Consider the following 16361-nt stretch of genomic DNA (forward strand, 5'->3'; position numbering starts at 1 on the left):
GAATCAGCTTCGCGAACTGCGTCACATGTCGGTGACCTCCGACACATGTCAGTGACACTGGGCCGACAATCCCAACCGACAACGCCGACAAGTACCGACAACGCCGACAAGCAGTGCCACCTGTCAGGGTCGAGGAGTGAGGATCGATGACTCAGCAACGGGAAACCGTGCTGGTTGCGCAGCAAGAACTGGGTCGCGTGCTAGCACATTGGCGCGGCTCTGCTGGCCACGGCCAACACGGCCTGGTCGACTTGCTCAAGCGGGCCGTTCACGACGGCAAGGCGCCGGGCGTGCACCCCTACACCCGATCCTCGCTGGCCAATTTCGAAGCAGGGCGCCAGCGGCCGGACCGACTCTTCTGCGAGTGGGCCGATGTGACGCTCAAGGCGGGAGGACAGATCTTGCTGGCATATGAGGCGATGGAACAGGCCGTCGCGACGTTGCACGAACGCTCACGGCCGGCCGCAACGGCCACCGCGACCGAGTGGCGCCGGGCGGATCACCACGTGGCGCAAGCGCCAGTCGTATCACCGTTAGACGACGTTATTCTCAACGCGTTCGCGGGCTCCGAAACGTCCGGATCAGACGACATGCTGGAGGGTCGGGTGCTGGCTGCGCATCACTCCGCTGCCGAGCAGGACAACGGCCTATCCGTGGTGGTCGTTGGCGGGTTCGCGGGCTCGGGAAAGTCAGAGTTTGCGCGGTTCCTGTCGGCGGCGGCGCGATGGGCGCGACTGAATAAGGACACGATCACGCGCCCGGTTGTCGAACAGCTTCTCATCGCGCTCGGTAGCGACCGTCACGATCGACATTCCGACCTGTACCTCACGAAGGTCAGGCCATGCGAATATCGCGCGCTCATGGACGCGGCCATGGAGAACCTCGACGCAGGGGTCTCGGTGGTACTCGACGCGCCGTTCATCCGGGAGCTGTCCGACGAGGCGTGGATGACCCGGCTGACCAACAACTGCAAGGCGCGTGGGGCCAAGCTGTCGGTGGTCTGGGTGCGCTGCGACGTCGAGTCGATGTACGACTACCTGTCGTACCGAGGCGCTGCGCGCGACGACTGGAAACTCTCGAACTGGCAGGACTACATCGCTACGATCGACCCCGACTTCCGACCCGCCGTCCCGCACTACCTGGTGGACAACCGGCTGAACGCGGCCACCACCCTGGTCGAGCAGGCTGACCGGATCGTGAAGGCGATGCGTCATGGCGAATAGCCGTGGCGTCCTGCTCTACGGTCCGCCGGCCGCGGGGAAGGACACCATCACGGAGCAGCTGCTCACGATCGGCCCATACACCCATTTCCAACGACTCAAGGTCGGATCGGGACGGACCAGCGGCTACCGCATGGGCACGTCCGAGCAGCTGACGGCGCTGCGTGAACGCGGACAGGTCATCTACGAAAACCAGCGCTATGACGCGACCTACGTCATCGACCGGGAAGAGCTGGACACCATCGTGCGCAAGCACGAGCGGGTTCCGGTGCTTCACGTCGGCCAGGTCGACGCCGTCCACGCGGTATGCAGTAGCTACCCGCTGACGTGGACGATCGTGATGGTGTTCTGCCCACGGGGGGAAGCGGAGAAGCGGCTCATCGGGCGGAACGACGCGCGGATCGTCGAGCGCCTGGCGGTGTGGGACGACACGCTCGCCGAAGCTGACCCGACGCTGTTCGACCTGGTCTTGAACACCGCCGCATTCGAGCCCGCACACGCGGCCGGTCTGATCGATTGGTGCCAGCGCCACCGTCGATAGTCCACTCCCAACACCATCACACGCCCCAATTTCCCTTCCGTCACAAGGAAAGGTGAGTTTCGCATGCCTAAGATCCTCGCGAGCTGCGAACCCGACGATCGGACGGTCGTCGACCTTCTGCGTTGCTTCGACGGTGTCGAAGTCTTGCTCTACGACCCGAACGAATCTGCCCTGACCACAGTGCAGCAGCATGCCGACATTCTCGTGGTCCCTTTCCGGGGCAGCCATCGGCCAATTCCGCTGCTCGCGCAGCTACCTCACCTGCAGATGGTGCAGCTGCTGTCCGCCGGAACCGACGAGTGGGCGCCACACGTCCCCGGCGATGTGGTTCTCGCCAGCGCGCGGGGCGGTCACGCGCATTCCGTCTCCGAGTGGGTCCTGTCCGCGGTGCTCTGCCTATATCGCGGCTGGCCCGCCCTGTTGGACTACCAGCGCACGGGAGTGTGGGCGCACCGCAAGGTCGACCCGGAGACGGTCGCCGGAAAGCGGGTCCTCGTCATCGGCGCCGGCCACATCGGCACCGCCTCAGCCGAGCGACTTCGCAAACTCGACGCCACCGCCACACTGGTCGCAAGTACCGCACGGGACGGGGTCCACGGCGCTGCAGACATCCCGAACCTGATCAGCGACCACGACATCATCGTTATCGCGGCGCCACTCACCCCCGAGACACGCCGCCTAGTTGACCAGGACTTCCTGGCGGCAATGCCCGACGGCGCGCTGCTGATCAATGCCGGACGTGGCGAGATCGTCCACACCGACGCGCTTATGGCCGAGTTGCAGAGCGGGCGACTGCGCGCGGCGCTGGACGTCACCGACCCCGAACCCCTGCCAGCGGGTCACCCACTCTTTACCTGCCCCGGCGTCATCATCAGCCCGCACATGTCAAAGAACGTCCCTGGCACTGCACAACGTTGCTGCGAGGTCGCCGTCCAGCAGATCGCGACCTTCATCGAGGGCGGCGTGCCGTCGAACATCGAACGACGCCGCTGAGCACTGTTTGTGCAGATACTGCCAATCTTTTGGCTCAAGGAGCTAGCCCCGCAAGGCAGCCCAGGTCACAGGATGCATAATCGAACACATGTCCGACTCGGTGAGGCCTGCTGGCGAGACCCCCTACGTGCACGCGGTCGAGCCACCCAAGCCGGTGTGGGTCGACTTGCGGGCGGTCTTCCCGGTCGGCGCCCCGCGCGGAGCGGTCCCTGAAGGGCTTGACCTGACCGGGACCGTGCCCGGGACGCTGAGCACGTGGGCGGCTACGGTCACCGGGCATTGGGTCGGATGGGTCACCTTCCCCCTGGGCACGCCCGGCGAGGGGGCCACCTGGCACCACCAGTGGGTCCTGTCGGATGCATTGAACCCACAGTCCGACTGACGGTCAGGGTGCAGCCGACTGCTACTGGGTTCTTTCAAGACGTAACAGCTTGCCTTCGGCTGACGTCTCCTTCTTGGGGGCATGGAGCTAGGGGAGGACGCTTTGACGGCAATCGCATGGACACGGCTCTCAGGAGACGACATCGAGCAGATGGTGGCGGTCATGCTCCTGCGAAAGCATCCGATTGGCCGCCATGTCAAGGCCAACCCTGGTGATGGCGGGATCGATGTATTCATCCCCGACGGCCCTGGCCTCCGGACTGGCGTCAACTATCAGATAAAAAAATTCTCCGAAAAGATTACAAGCACTCAGCAGGCGCAGATCCGAAAGTCGCTGAAGGCTGCTCAAACGACAACCGACGAAGGCTATTTTGTTATTCGCGAGTGTTTCATTACTTGCCCGCTGCTTCCGACGAGCGCCGACTATAAGTGGTTGTCAAGGACCTCGACCGGACTGACATTCGATACCGACTGGTATGGACTGTCTCACATCGAAGGCTTGGTCGCCGAATTTCCGGATGTTGTTGACTATTATCAAAATAACCGTGCGGAGTATTTTAGTCGCATCATCGAGAATGCCTACGATTTCGCGCGTGAAGCCCTTCGGATAAATGGTAAGGGTGAGATCGCGCCACATGAACTAGTGTCCCATCTGGCTCAGTTGCAAAGAATTGCCAATCAAGACCCTCTCTACTCGTACGACTTTGCAACGATGTCATCGCGACCAGATTCGGATGCCCTGCTTGTGTCCAGTAAGCCCGGACTGGTGGCGACGACAATCCAACAGATTGATGACGATCTATATGTTTCGGTTGATCTCTCTGCGAAATTTCCGGATGCTGTTAATATTCGGCCTTGCACGATTACCGTCCGGAGTTCACGGCAGAACGAGGCTGATGAGTCATATGACGACTTCTTGCAATTCGGTACGGCGGCCGAGTTGATCGCAGACGTCAATCTAGATCTTCCGGGCGGACTGGGCGGCGAGTTCTCCAAGGTTAACCTCAAGATTGGTCCCTCTAGGCCTACTTCCGCCAGGACATATAAGTATGAGGTGGTCGACAGTCAAGGGGATGTGCTCTCGGAACTCCTGATTGAGCATGGGATACAAGGAGTGGGGGCACTTCGGACGGGCGCACACATTCGAGGTACAGATTTCCAAAACATAGTCGGCGTCGAATGGCGATTTGACAGATCTGGGGAAAACTCTTCACTCGCCTTCTCGTGTGAGAGCTTTGAAGGACGCCCGCTCCTGGAGGTGTATCAGTCATTCATGTTTCTTGCTTCTCTAAGCAGGGGAGTGATGTTGCGACTTACGGACACGTTGATTCCGCGTCGCGTGATCAGGCATCCACTTGAAGGGTTTGACAGGAGTAACCAGTGGACGGTTGCTGAACCCTTAATGCAAAACCTGCGCAAAATTCAGCAAGTAGTGGATGTGCCTGTGTTAATTCCAGACCTGCTGGAGATTGGCAAAGAAGGAGTCGAATCCATAATTGTCGCCGGACGCTTGCTCGATGGCGAGACGATCGTCGGCACCTGGAATAAGATTGAAACAATCCTCCCGAATGCTGACAATATTGTCAGCACTCCGCAACCAGTTGTACTACGCGCTCCACATGAGGTAAAACTTGGCGATCAGTCTTATGCAATCGGCACCGTCGAGGCGATTCATGATTCTGCAGTCGGTGAAATTATCGAGACTGAGACGGACTTCGTAGTCCGCTTTACTCCAAGCGGCTCTAATTCGATGTCGATTCGTTTGATCGCAGAATTGGACTGAGATTGGGCGCAGCGAGCCCACTTGCGGGGAGGTAGGCGGCACGTTCGTCGGTCCCGAAGATCAGGCAGCCCGGGGCTGACGACGAGTCTGGGGCGGCCGGTCGCCAGTTGACGGTGGCGCTCGTAATGGTCGGGCTGGCCGCTACGGGCGGGGTGACTTACACCTGCTAGAGCGAGTGTTGGCGCGTAGTGAAGCCGCGGTGCATCTTCGTCGTTGAAACTGTCCGGGCCAAACGCGCGGCGCTAGGTCCTCGGTTGGTTGGCTTTGCCCACTGCATGTCCGGTGCGGCACGCTGAGGCACTCGGCGGGAGAGTCCTACCCCCGCCTCGCCCCCAAAATGGAGAGCGGATCGACGTCTTCGCAGGTAGGGGGCTAGTTCCTGGCCGGATTCAAAACCCGTCCAGTGTGAGTTCGAATCTCACCGGGGGCACTCGCAACATCCCCACAAGCTCAGGCGCGGCTTCGCGCTGGAGTTCGTGGGAGGGCGCCACGTCGGTGATCCTTTCCGCTACGTGAGTGATCTCCGGCAGCTGGTCTGCCGGGAGCTTGATCGTGATTGTCGCATGTTCGCCGTCGTCGTGGACCATGATGGCGAGCTGGACGGCTTCGAACAGCGCTTGAAGGTATGGCGCCGGCGCCAACGCGAGGTTCATCGCGAGGTAGGGCAGTGCGTCGATCAGAGGCAGATCGTCTGCCGTCATCTCCTTCGGTGTCGCAGCAAGGTCCGCTTCGTCCAGTTCGGTGATCTTGGCTAGGAGCCGCTTCTCCTCGCCTGCCAGGTTGTTGTAGCTGCCACGCAGCGCGGTGGTGAAGGGGTCGTCTGGGTCGCCTTGCTGCGCCTGTTTCAGGATCGATGCCTGTTGTTTGTCGATCTCGGCCAGCTTTCGCCGGATACGGTCCCGTTCGGCCTCGCGTTCCGTAGCCACGTGATCGTCGACGCGTTCGAGGTCGGCTTCCAGGATCGCCCGGCGGTCAGGGCCGAATACTCGGTCGGCGAACAACTTGGCCACCGCGTCCAGTACAGAGTCCTCGCGAAGGTAGAGGACCTTTTCATGGTCTGCGAATCTGTCCGGACGGCCACGGTTGTTGTTGTTGTTGTTCGGCCTGCAGAGGTAGTACGCCCGGCCGTGGCGTGGATCGCCAAACATCCGTCGTCCGCATTCGTGGAACATCCGTCCCCGGAACAGGTAGGTCCTGACTGTGGCCGGGTGCTTGTTCGTGGGTTCGGTGCCGTCTCGCGAGCCCTGGTTGGACTTCCACCCTGCGTTGATCGCGTCGTACATCCACTTCGGGATCAGCGGCTCGTGCACCGGTGCCGGCGACCAGACCCACTTGATCGGGTCGTTGTGCTTGCCTCGGCGCGATCGCGTGGCGCGTCGATTGAAGACCTGGTAGCCGGTGTACTTGGGGTTCCGCAGGATGTCGTACACGCTGGATCGTCCCCAGACGCCGCGTGCACGTCGCTTGCCCGGAGGCTCGGGAGGCGGGTACTTGTCCAGGTCCGCGTTCAGCCGGTCGGCGATCGTGTCGCAGCCGAGGCGCTCGTAGTACCGCCACAACGCGATCTGAGTGACTGTCTCGCCTTTGAGGTCGTCAGGTTCGAGTCGTGACTTCGTGTAGCCCTTGGCCGCCTTCGCTGGGTTCGGATGCTTGAACACTTTCGCTTTGTAGCCATGGCACGGCTTGCCGATGTTCCAGCCTTCGCGCACATGGGTGCAGAGGCCGCCCCAGGACTGTTCGAGGGTGTTGAGGACCTCGTACTCGGCTACCGACTGGTTGATCCGGCGTTGCAGGATGCGTTGAGCGCTGCTGCCGGAGTCCGTGATCGGCTCGTTCGAGCCGAACAGCGGCACGTCGTTTCGCTCGAGCTCGCGCTCGACCGACAAGCCTTCGAAGGCCCGCCGGGCGACCCGTGCGATGTTCTCGCAGATGACGACGTCGAACCGGCGTTTCGGGCTGGCGGCCTCGGTCAGGAGTTCGGTGATGCCGCCGTCTCGCGCGATCGGGATGTCGAATCGTTCGTAGTTCTCGCCGCGTCCGCGGGACGCGAGGTCCATGCGTCCAGACTCGACGTCGTAGAAGTGCGCGACGATCACCCAGGATTCGGGGATGGCGGCCTTGGAGTTGCCGAGCTGACGCAGGATGGATTGGCGGGGATCCTGCTGGTCCTCAGTGGAGGTTCGCGCGAGGAAGGCGACACGGACTTCGTTGCGGAGGAGAGCGGTGGGCATGCCCAGCGGCGACACCGCGTAGTCCGACAGGCCCGAGGGACCTGATACCGGAATCTGCGTCATGCGGCCATCTGGTGTCGACAGCAGAGCCGGTGCGGCCGCGGTCAACTCGTCAGGTGAAATCATGCGGGATCGCCGTCCTCAGGTAATCCGCTGTGGGCGCTTTCGCGTGCCCAGCGCAAGAGATCAGTGGTGGCGGCGGCAAGTCGTTTCCGAACCATTTCGGCTTCGGTTCCATGGACTCGGTCAATGTGCCCGGAAAAGGTGCGATCAATGCCGCGCTTTCTCGGTTGGGCGTAGCACCACGCGGGCGCTCCGAACGGAGACGCTGGTTCGCTTACCTCGTCGCCGGATGCTTGCCTCATCAGCCCTCCGAGACCGCGATCCCGGCGGCCAACGCGGTAGCGAGACCTGCGCTGGAGCGGGTCTCGCTGGTCTCGCGGCCAGTCTCGCCGGACCGAAGATGTCTCTGAAGACACGTGCATTACAGGCGCCGAACAATTCATCGGCGTAGAACTCTGCTATTTGCGCCCGCGATGAAATCTCGAGGTGACGTCGAGAGCAGTCCCTCTCCCGGACGACGCAACTTTGAGACGTCGCATCCGGTGGGGAACGCCGCATGGCGGTAGTTCAACCATCGACGGCTTAGCTGCCAGCCTGACGTCGCCTAGGCAGCTCTGGCTAACGGCGAGACCTTGTCGCCGTTAGGGAGACCTGTCGAAAGGATCCCTGGAGACTCCACCGCCGAGTGCATGCAGGCCCGAATGTCGCCAACAGAGGGGCGCAAGGCCCCGCACGCCCCAGGTCTCGTCAGCTTTCGGAGAGTCGAGACCGTAGTCGATGTTGATCTCGGGGAGGTGATCAAGTCTCGCTCGAACTGCGTCGTGTTCCCGCCGTGGCGGCCACGGAGCATCATCCTGTACGCCCGAACGAGTGACATACCTACTTGCCCCAGCCCAGGGCAAGCATCTGGGCCAGGGAAAGGGCGAGGGGTGGGTTCGAGCCTCGTGGCGATCTTGTCGCCGCTCGAAAGGACCCGCGATGTCCGCCTTCGCACCTGCCTGCAGCCCGCTCACCGCGCTCCAGCGACAGCTGACTCGCCGTAAGTCGCTCGAAAGGTTCGACGCAGCATTGAGCTCTTGGTCAGAGGACGACCCGGCGCTGGCCGGTGTCAGTTCACATAGCCGGCTTACTGAGGTTCTGGACAGCCGCGACTACGACCATCGCGACGAAGTCCTGTACGCCTTGCTGCAGCGGGCCTCTATCGACGGCAACGGAGGATCCGTTGCAGCGGAACTCGTACTGAACGCCATGGTGGCCGCCGTGCCCGGCATCGTCGCCAGGGTCATTCGCGCGAGCCGGGCCGCGGTCGGGACTTTCGGCGCTCGCCGTGGGGTGACCGGAGGTGGCGTCTCTCTGAACGAAACGAACGCCGATATCCAGGCCGCTGTCATCGGGCATCTGTGGGAGCAGATTCGTTGTTACCCCCTTCGTCGACGTCACCACGTCGCCGCCAACCTGGTCTTTGACACCCAACGGTCAGCTCTTCGAGCTTCGGCGTCGCCGCGCGAGGAGCTCTATCAGTGCATTATCCAGGACAACACGCCACTTTGGTACCACGGTGTAATTCTCCGGTACTCCAACAAAGGGCAGGGTCTGTACGACATACACGACTTCGGCGGTTTTCAGATCTGGGCAACACTCTGGGGCGGTGGCGTGTCGTACCAGATCGACCGGTGGAACGTCGGCTGGTGCTAGGGCTGCGTAGGGGACTCTCCGGCGTTCAACGCCGGAAAGTCCCCCTCGGCCACGGGAAGATGCACTTTGGCAACGGTCGGCCTTGGGAGCGCAGCGCTACCTCTCTGGCGAAGTTGCTCTGAGAGGGGAGCGAAGGCAAACGGCTGGCGGTGGCCGCATTAACATATGAGTCTCGATGGCCTGATGCTGGCCTGGCTGCGAACCCGCTGGTTAAGAGCCAGCGACACTGTGTGTCGGATGGTGTCGAGTGATGCCGAACAAGACCTTTTCATCTGGTCACAGCGTGTCCGCGGTGTCGGGGTGTGTCGCTTGGTGTCGGACTGTTTCGGACCTCTCGGGCTCGTCTCGGGCTCGCGAATGCCGGGTTCTGTCGCTTAATCCAGCCGCTGATCTGCACCTGGGGCGAGGGTTACCGTCTCGACCCACCACTGGAAGACCTCATCGCCTACGAGATGAAGCAGTTCGATGCGAACTTCACCCGGATCTCGCGGCTGCTGAGCGGGACAGTCGATCCGCACTTCGCCCGCGGCCCGAAAGACGAGTGGATCACCAGCGTCCACGACCAGATCAACGGCGTGCGAGCCGGGATGAAGATGCTCACGATGCTGCGGCCGCCGCCGGAGGCCGAGCCGGATGAGGGACGCCGGAAACCCCGGCCGAGCAGGCCATGACCACATCGCGCCACCGGCAATGCTATTGCGATGTCCGGTGGGGTAACAGGGGGGCACCGGTTCGTTCAGCGTGGTCCATCTACTGCTGTGCCACGCTTGTTCGGCGGGAATACGATCACTGTGCCGATCATGCAGGCTGTTCGCCCAACTCGACCTTGATGCTGGAGCCGATCTCCCGCGATGCTAGGGCGGAGGATGTTCCGTGGAGTGGTCCGATGGGCGCGCGTGCTGGCGAAGCTGCCAGGTTCCGGTGTCTGGCGGCCCGGACATGGGCGTCTACTCCCCCGCGAACCCGGCCGTCTCCTGCTGGAGCTCTTGCGTGTACTTCTGCGTGGTCGCCGGCGAATCCGATTGCTAGCGTGACCTGACGGGGTTCCGTGTTCACGAAGACTCTCGGAAAGAGGGTGGCAGCTGTGCAAAACAAGTTCGCTCTTTTGCCTGCCGTGATGGGGCTGTTCCGTCACTTCTGTTCACCGGAACCGGGACAGCCGCTGCCGTATCCGCGGATGACTGTCAACACTACAGTTTGTTGGGGCCGAGGCAGCCGGGTCAGGTCGCCGTTCTGTGCATGAGGATCAGTCCTTACCGCGACACCGCCAAGTATGCGGCCCATTGGACGGTCACGAGCGCGACGCTCAACACCAAGGTTCTGGGCTATTTCGATAATAAGCTACTCAATCTCAGTACGAGTTATTCCTGGTGGACGTTCGACAAGGTCGTCACGGTCGGCGCTTGCGTGAACAACGAGTGTGGCACCTGGGTGGACGTCTGGAGGAATGGCTATTGAGGGGCAAACGAACATGGCGCGTTCGCCTATCCTGCAGTGAAAACCTTTGTGGCACGCCTGGCTGGACACAAGAGGCACATTTCCGGATGGCAGTTTCCGACTGCGTCCTTCGCGCGGTTTCGCGAGGGGGTCGTGAGTGGCGAGCGAGGTTGGAACCCGAAACGCCACACGTGTCCCCTTGCGGAGCTGTACATTCAGGTAGTAATGGCTTTTGCAACACGCCACCTCTGCGTTACCCCTCAATGGATCCCCGATCCCAGAGGATTCCTTCCGTGGTTCTGCAGGTGTTTCCTCATGGTGGTCGCGGTTGTTCTCCTGTTAAGTGGAACGAAGTCGCGGTGCCGTTCGACCGGAGGAGTTGCTATGGCGTTACGGATCAAGGAATTCCCCCGTCGTCCGGCGGGAGGCGAACGGGAAACGGTGACCGTCGATCTCGACGTGAGTGAGTCCGGCGGGATCCGCCCCGTGTCCCGGCACACCATCCAGGATGTCCTTCTCGGACACATCACCTGGGAGGAGCTGACGGTCGCCGCAGCGCCGCGACTTCGTGCGTCGCGGATCGCGGAATCGGCATGAAGCCGTCGATGGTGATCATCGTCGTTAGGAAGAACCGGATTCCGGTCGCATAGCAGGGAGGCGAGTTTGGAGCCCACTCGGCCGCGGGCAGGTCTCGGTCGCATACTGGAGGACTTGGGCAGCACGCTGGTGGAACTCGTTTGCGGCGACCCGGCAGGTTCCCCCGAGATCGGCGGCGTCGTCATCTACGACCCGCGTGACGAACTGACGCTTCCGCACAGCGCCCTCGTACTGGGCGTCGGCGTGCACGATCGCGCCCAGATCGCCGGTCTGCTCGCCCAGCTGGGTGAACACGGCGCGTCGGCGCTTCTGGTGCGGTCCCCGGTGCGGGCCGACTCGGTGATCAAGGAAGCGTCACGGCGGTCCGGTGTCGCGCTGCTCGGACTGGCACCGGGAGCGTCCTGGGACCAGCTGGCCGCGATGATCCGGTCGCTGGTCGACGACGGTGATCGAGGGGAGATCGAGCGGGAAACCCTTGGCGGGCTGCCTTCGGGTGATTTGTTCGCCCTCGCTAACGCGGTTTCCGCGCTGGTCGGCGCCCCGGTCACCATCGAGGACCGGGGTTGCCGCGTCCTGGCCTTCTCCTGCGGGCAGGAGGAGACCGATACCTCACGTATCGCGACCATCCTCGGCAGGAAGGTGCCGGCACGGCTCGCGAGAAGCCTTGAGGAGGGCGGCATTCTCCAAGAGGTCTATCGCAGCAGCCAGCCGGTGTACATCCGGGCCCTGCCAGTCGACGAGTCGGTGCTCTCCTCGCCGCGGGTCGCGATGGTGGTCCGGGCGGGGGACGAGGTGCTCGGGTCGATCTGGGCGGCCGTGCGCGCACCACTGTCGGAGGAGCAGGGCGCCGCGCTCCGTGACGCGGCGAAACTCGTGGCACTGCACATGATGTGGCTGCGGACCGGAAGTGACGTCGAACGCCGCTTGCGGGCCGGGCTCGTCGGCACCGCGCTGGAAGGCGGTTCCGGGGCGGCTGAGGCGGCGCGCAGGCTGGGGCTGGCGGCGCACCCCTGCGTGGTGCTCGCCTTCGCGCTCGCCGCCGTCCCCGGCGACGAGGCGCAGTACATCGCGGAACGGCAGCAGGTCGTCGACGCACTCGCGCTGCATCTGGGGGCAGTGCATCCCCGAGCGGCCACGGCTTTGGTCGGCGATGTCATCTACGCCGTCCTGCCCGTTCCCGGCGATGACGAGGCGGCGGAGGACCGCGCGGTGCGGATCGCGGTGGACTTTCGCAACCGGCTCGGCGAGCGGTTGAGCGTGCTCGTCGGCGTCGGGCCCAGCACGCTCGGCGGCATTTCGCTGGCCAGGTCGCGCGCGGGGGCCGATCGCGCGCTGCGTGCGCTCCGTGAAGGGGTCGGCGGCCGTACGGTCGCGCGTACCTGCGACGTGCTCAGCGAGATTCTGCTGCTGGAGATGGCCGATCTGATCGAGGAGCATGACGACACTCCCGCAGGGCCGGTCGCGCGGCTGCGTGCCTACGACGGTGCGCACAATACGCATCTCGTGGAGACGCTCGACGCCTGGCTCGACGCGTTCGGCGACATCCCGGCAGCGGCCAACGAGATCTTCGTGCATCCCAATACTTTCCGATACCGGCTGCGCAGGCTGGCGGAGATCAGCGGGCTCGACATCGCTGATCCGGAGGCCCGGTTCGCCGCGATGCTCCAGCTGCGCTTGTGGCGGCACACGCGCTAGCGGAGCGAAGGGGTCGCCACCGGCATCGAGCCTCGCTCGAAGGTGGTACGTCGGCATCCGCCGTCGCTCGGCCAGAGCGCGGCCGGAGGCGGTGCGACTCGAAAGGCCGGAGTGGCCGGGCTTTCTGCCACGGGGAGAAGGCCGAGGCGGATCGCCGCACGGGTCAGCGCCTGGATACGGGCACGATGCTCCCGGAGCCACGCGGCGGGATCACCCATCGCGGAATCGCCGGTGCCGAGCGCGGCCACCGCCCGCCGGACGGCCACCGCGTACCGGCTGTACAGCCGCGCCACTGCCTTCCTGGACAGGTCGTCGGAGCAGGCTTCCGCCGCGACCGCCAGCCGCACCAGGCCCGCCATCCGGTACGCGTCGCCGTCACGCTCGAGCAGATAGGCGTCCGCCAGGCGATCGAGCACGTCTTCCGCTTCGTCGTCGGAGAGTTCGCCCAGTGCCGCCGCCATCCACGGCACATAGGACGGCGCGTCCGCGATCGCGAGCGCGGCGACGAGCCGTCCGTCCCGTTCGCCGAGCGCCCGGTACGCGGACACCGGCTCGTTCCGCAACTGCGGGTCGCCGGCCGACAGCTCCGCGAGGCGGCAGCCAGGGTCGCGCAGCCGGGCGACCAGCCGGGTGACCGTCCATTGTGGCCTGCTCGACAAGCGGGCGGCCGCCGCCTGCAGGGCGAGGGGGTGGTGATCGCACAACGCCGCCAGCTCGTCGAGTGCGTCGTCCCGGGTGCCGATCAGCTTGTGTAACAACTCGGCAGAATCTTCAGGGTGCAGTGGTCCGATGTGGACTACCGTATCCGGCATGCCGTGCAGGCGTTCGCCGGTGGTGACGACCATGGCGCAACCCGGCGCCGCCGGTAGCAAGGCCCTCAGCTGTTCTTTGTCGGAGGCGTTGTCCACGAGCAGCAGCACCCGGCGGTCGCGCAGCGACGACCGGTAGTGCGCGGCGGCCTCGTCGGCCGAGTGTGGTGCCACGGAGGTGCCGACGTCGAGCGCGCGCAGTACGCGCATGATCGCTTCTTTCGCCGACAGCCCGGCGAGATCGAGGTAGACCTGACCGTCCGGGAACGCTTCGGCGACCCGGTGGCACGCGTGCACGGCCAAGGCGGTCTTGCCGATCCCGCGTTGCCCCGTCAGCACCACGAGCGAAGGCCTCGCGAGTCCGGGGCGTGCCACCGCGTCGATGACCCGCGCCAGTTCGGAGGAGCGGCCGGTGAAATGCGGGACGTCCGGGGGAAGCTGAGCGGGCGACAGCCGTGACTCGGTCTTGGCGCGTTTCGGGGTGAGCAGTTCCTCGCTGGAGCACAGAATCGCCCCGTGCAGGTCTCGCAACCGCGCGGCGGGTTCCAGACCGTGGAGGGCGAGAAGGTGCTGGCGATAGCCCTGATAGACCTCCAGTGCCTCGACCTGGCGTCCGAGTCGGTAGTGCGCGGTCATCAGCAGAGCGATGAAGCGATCCTGCAGCGGATGCTCCGCCACCAGCTTCGCGAGCTCGCCGACCACCGACGCTTCGGCGCCGATCGCCAGCTCAGCTTCGAACCGTTCGGCCAGGACGGCCAGCCGCAACTCATCGAGCCGCACCCGTTCCGGCTCGGCGAAGCCCGCGCAGGTGTTGTCGAGCGGGGCGCCGCGCCAAAGCTCGAGCGATTCCCGGAGCAGCCGTGCTCCTTGCTCGTACCGTTCCTCGGCGTTGGCCGCCCGCCCCTGCGCGACGAGCCGCTCGAACTCGGTCAGATCGAGCCAGATCGTCTTCGGTTCGATGACATAGCCCCGGGATCTCGTCTGCAGGACTTCCTTGTGCCCGTCGCATCTGAGCACCTTCCGCAGCGTCGCGACATAGGAATGCACCAGTGCCTGGGCCGTTTTCGGGGGTTCTTCCGGCCACAGCGCGTCGATGATCCGGGAAACCGACAGCGGTTGCCCGCCGGAGAGGAGCAACGCGGCCAGCACGGTCCTCGGCTTCGCGCCGCCCAGTGGCAGCGCCGCGTCTTCCTTCCAGGCCTCGATCGCTCCCAGCAGACGGAATTTCATCGGTGCTCATCCTGTCGTCGCGCGCTTGTCGCTTCGGCTTCATATTCTTCAGTGTCGAGGTGAGCGAAGGCGTTGTGGCGGAAGCCGAATCGGGCAAGTGCGTTTGGTGCCTGGAAACGAAGACACGCGAGACATCCGCGGCGGCGGCACCTGGGTGCCCGGAATGTCTCGCGTGCCGTTTCACCATGCGGCGGGGGTGGCCGCACGTGAACCGAGTGTGCCCGAGAGGCCTGGAAGAAACCTGGGAGGTCAGCTGGGAACGGAGATCCGATCGCGACGCCGGCCAACCACGCGCCAGCCGACCACCAGCACGATGACGATGGCGGGCATCGAGTAGAAGGCGATCTTCTCCGCGCCGTCGGAGAAACCCATCAGCACGATCACCAGTACCAGGAAACCCAAGGTCGCCCAGCCGGTGTAGGGCGCTCCCGGCATCCTGAACCGAGGGCGTTCCAGTTCTCCGCGAAGTGAGGCTTGCCGTAGCCGCATCTGGCAGACGATGAGTGTGGCCCAAGTGGACACCACGCCGAACGAGGCGATCGCGGTGGTGATGTCGAACGCCTGTTTCGGCACCAGATAGTTGAGAATGACACCGAGGACGTAGGCGGAGCAGGTGAAGAGGATCCCGCCGTAGGGGACGTGGTGTTTGTTCATCCGTCCGGCGAATTCGGGTGCTTCGCCCTTTTCGGAGAGCGCGCGCAGGATCCGGCCGGTGGAGTAGAGACCGGAGTTGCAGGAGGACAGCGCGGCGGTCAGCACGATCGCGTTCATGACGTCACCGACGGCCGGGATGCCGAGCCTGGTGAAGACCGTGACGAACGGGCTCTCGCCCGAGCTGTAGAACGGCCACGGCACGAGCATCGCCAGCAGCAGGACCGAACCGACGTAGAACACGCCGATCCGCCAGACGACACTGTTGACCGCCTTGGGAACGACCTTCCCAGGTTCCTGGGTCTCCCCGGCGGTGATGCCCACGAGTTCGATGCCGGCGTAGGCGAAGATGACCGCCTGCAAGGTCATCAGGGTGATCCCGAAGCCCGCGGGGAAGAACCCGTCATGGGCGATCAGGTTGTGCGCTCCTGCCGTCGTTTCCCCGATCTGCGCGCTCGTGAGCACGAGGCCGAGACCGACGACGAGGAACACGACGATCGCGAGGACCTTTACCAGTGAAAACCAGAACTCCAGCTCGCCGAACAGCTTGACACTCAACAGGTTCACCAGCAGCAGCACACCGAGCGCGGCCAGCGCGGTGACCCATTGCGGAATGTCGGGCAGCCACTTGTGCACGTAGATGGCCACCGCCGTGATCTCCGCGATCCCGGTCGTCGCCCAATAGAGCCAGTACATCCAGCCGGAGGCGAAACCGGCCCACGGGCCGATGAACTTGCGCGCGTAGGTGACGAAACTGCCTGAACTCGGTTGGTACAGCACGAGTTCGCCTAGTGCGCGCATGACGAAGTAGCCCGCGACCCCGCACAGAGCGTACGAGAGGAGCAGTGATGGGCCCGCCTGCTGGAGTTTTCCGCCGGCGCCGAGGAAAAGCCCGACTCCGATCGCACCGCCGATGGCGATCATCTGTACCTGGCGGCCGCTCAATGCTTTGGTGTAGTCGCGGTCCGAGGAAGAACTCATATGTCAGTCCTGTGGGTTCGATGGCTCGGGAAGCGCGGATGGCCGCTTCCGCTG

General features: G+C 63.9%; 13 protein-coding genes. 10 read left to right on the top strand and 3 right to left on the bottom strand.

Going from position 1 to position 16361, the window contains the following annotated elements; genetic code table 11:
- Positions 1–146: 146 nt before the first annotated feature.
- The 5 genes from LCL61_RS17595 to LCL61_RS17615 all read left to right on the top strand — a co-directional run bounded on the left by LCL61_RS17595 (position 147) and on the right by LCL61_RS17615 (position 4918).
- A complete protein-coding gene (locus LCL61_RS17595) occupies positions 147–1223 on the top strand; it encodes an AAA family ATPase (RefSeq protein WP_340687814.1) in 1077 nt (358 codons plus the stop codon).
- A complete protein-coding gene (locus tag LCL61_RS17600; protein ID WP_340687815.1) occupies positions 1213–1761 on the top strand; it encodes a kinase in 549 nt (182 codons plus the stop codon). Before LCL61_RS17595 ends, LCL61_RS17600 begins: the two co-directional genes overlap by 11 nt.
- A 63-nt stretch (positions 1762–1824) precedes the next feature.
- Complete coding sequence (locus tag LCL61_RS17605; protein WP_340687816.1) at positions 1825–2754, top strand: NAD(P)-dependent oxidoreductase; 930 nt, start codon at positions 1825–1827, stop codon at positions 2752–2754.
- Positions 2755–2842: 88 nt separating this feature from the next.
- On the top strand, positions 2843–3136 hold the full coding sequence (locus LCL61_RS17610) for a hypothetical protein (RefSeq protein ID WP_340687817.1): 294 nt from the start codon (positions 2843–2845) through the stop codon (positions 3134–3136).
- Positions 3137–3238: 102 nt separating this feature from the next.
- Complete coding sequence (locus LCL61_RS17615) at positions 3239–4918, top strand: hypothetical protein (RefSeq protein WP_340687818.1); 1680 nt, start codon at positions 3239–3241, stop codon at positions 4916–4918.
- Between the two features lie 389 nt (positions 4919–5307).
- Here LCL61_RS17615 and LCL61_RS17620 read toward each other — a convergent pair whose 3' ends face one another.
- Positions 5308–7257: a recombinase family protein gene (locus LCL61_RS17620; RefSeq protein ID WP_340687819.1), complete on the bottom strand. Its 1950-nt coding sequence runs from the start codon at positions 7255–7257 to the stop codon at positions 5308–5310.
- A 933-nt stretch (positions 7258–8190) separates the two neighbouring features.
- On the opposite strand from LCL61_RS17620, the gene LCL61_RS17625 reads away from it, so the two are divergent.
- The 5 genes from LCL61_RS17625 to LCL61_RS17645 all read left to right on the top strand — a co-directional run bounded on the left by LCL61_RS17625 (position 8191) and on the right by LCL61_RS17645 (position 12636).
- Entirely contained in the window at positions 8191–8907 is a 717-nt protein-coding gene (locus LCL61_RS17625) for a hypothetical protein (RefSeq protein WP_340687820.1), read from the top strand.
- Between the two features lie 452 nt (positions 8908–9359).
- Positions 9360–9578 (top strand): hypothetical protein, encoded by a 219-nt coding sequence (locus tag LCL61_RS17630; protein ID WP_340687821.1) that lies wholly within the window; start codon positions 9360–9362, stop codon positions 9576–9578.
- Between the two features lie 568 nt (positions 9579–10146).
- Positions 10147–10365, top strand: a complete 219-nt coding sequence (locus LCL61_RS17635) for a hypothetical protein (RefSeq protein ID WP_340687822.1) — start codon at positions 10147–10149, stop codon at positions 10363–10365.
- 363 nt (positions 10366–10728) lie between these two features.
- A complete protein-coding gene (locus LCL61_RS17640) occupies positions 10729–10941 on the top strand; it encodes a hypothetical protein (RefSeq protein WP_340687823.1) in 213 nt (70 codons plus the stop codon).
- Positions 10942–11046: 105 nt separating this feature from the next.
- Positions 11047–12636, top strand: coding sequence for a PucR family transcriptional regulator (locus tag LCL61_RS17645; protein ID WP_340688616.1), 1590 nt, complete (start codon positions 11047–11049; stop codon positions 12634–12636).
- Here LCL61_RS17645 and LCL61_RS17650 read toward each other — a convergent pair.
- Both LCL61_RS17650 and LCL61_RS17655 read right to left on the bottom strand, forming a co-directional pair.
- A complete protein-coding gene (locus tag LCL61_RS17650; RefSeq protein WP_340687824.1) occupies positions 12633–14675 on the bottom strand; it encodes an AfsR/SARP family transcriptional regulator in 2043 nt (680 codons plus the stop codon). The genes LCL61_RS17645 and LCL61_RS17650 overlap by 4 nt on opposite strands.
- A gap of 249 nt (positions 14676–14924) precedes the next feature.
- On the bottom strand, positions 14925–16307 hold the full coding sequence (locus LCL61_RS17655; protein WP_340687825.1) for an amino acid permease: 1383 nt from the start codon (positions 16305–16307) through the stop codon (positions 14925–14927).
- Positions 16308–16361 lie beyond the last annotated feature (54 nt).

It is taken from the genome of Amycolatopsis coloradensis (assembly GCF_037997115.1).
GTDB classification, from domain to species: domain Bacteria; phylum Actinomycetota; class Actinomycetes; order Mycobacteriales; family Pseudonocardiaceae; genus Amycolatopsis; species Amycolatopsis coloradensis_A.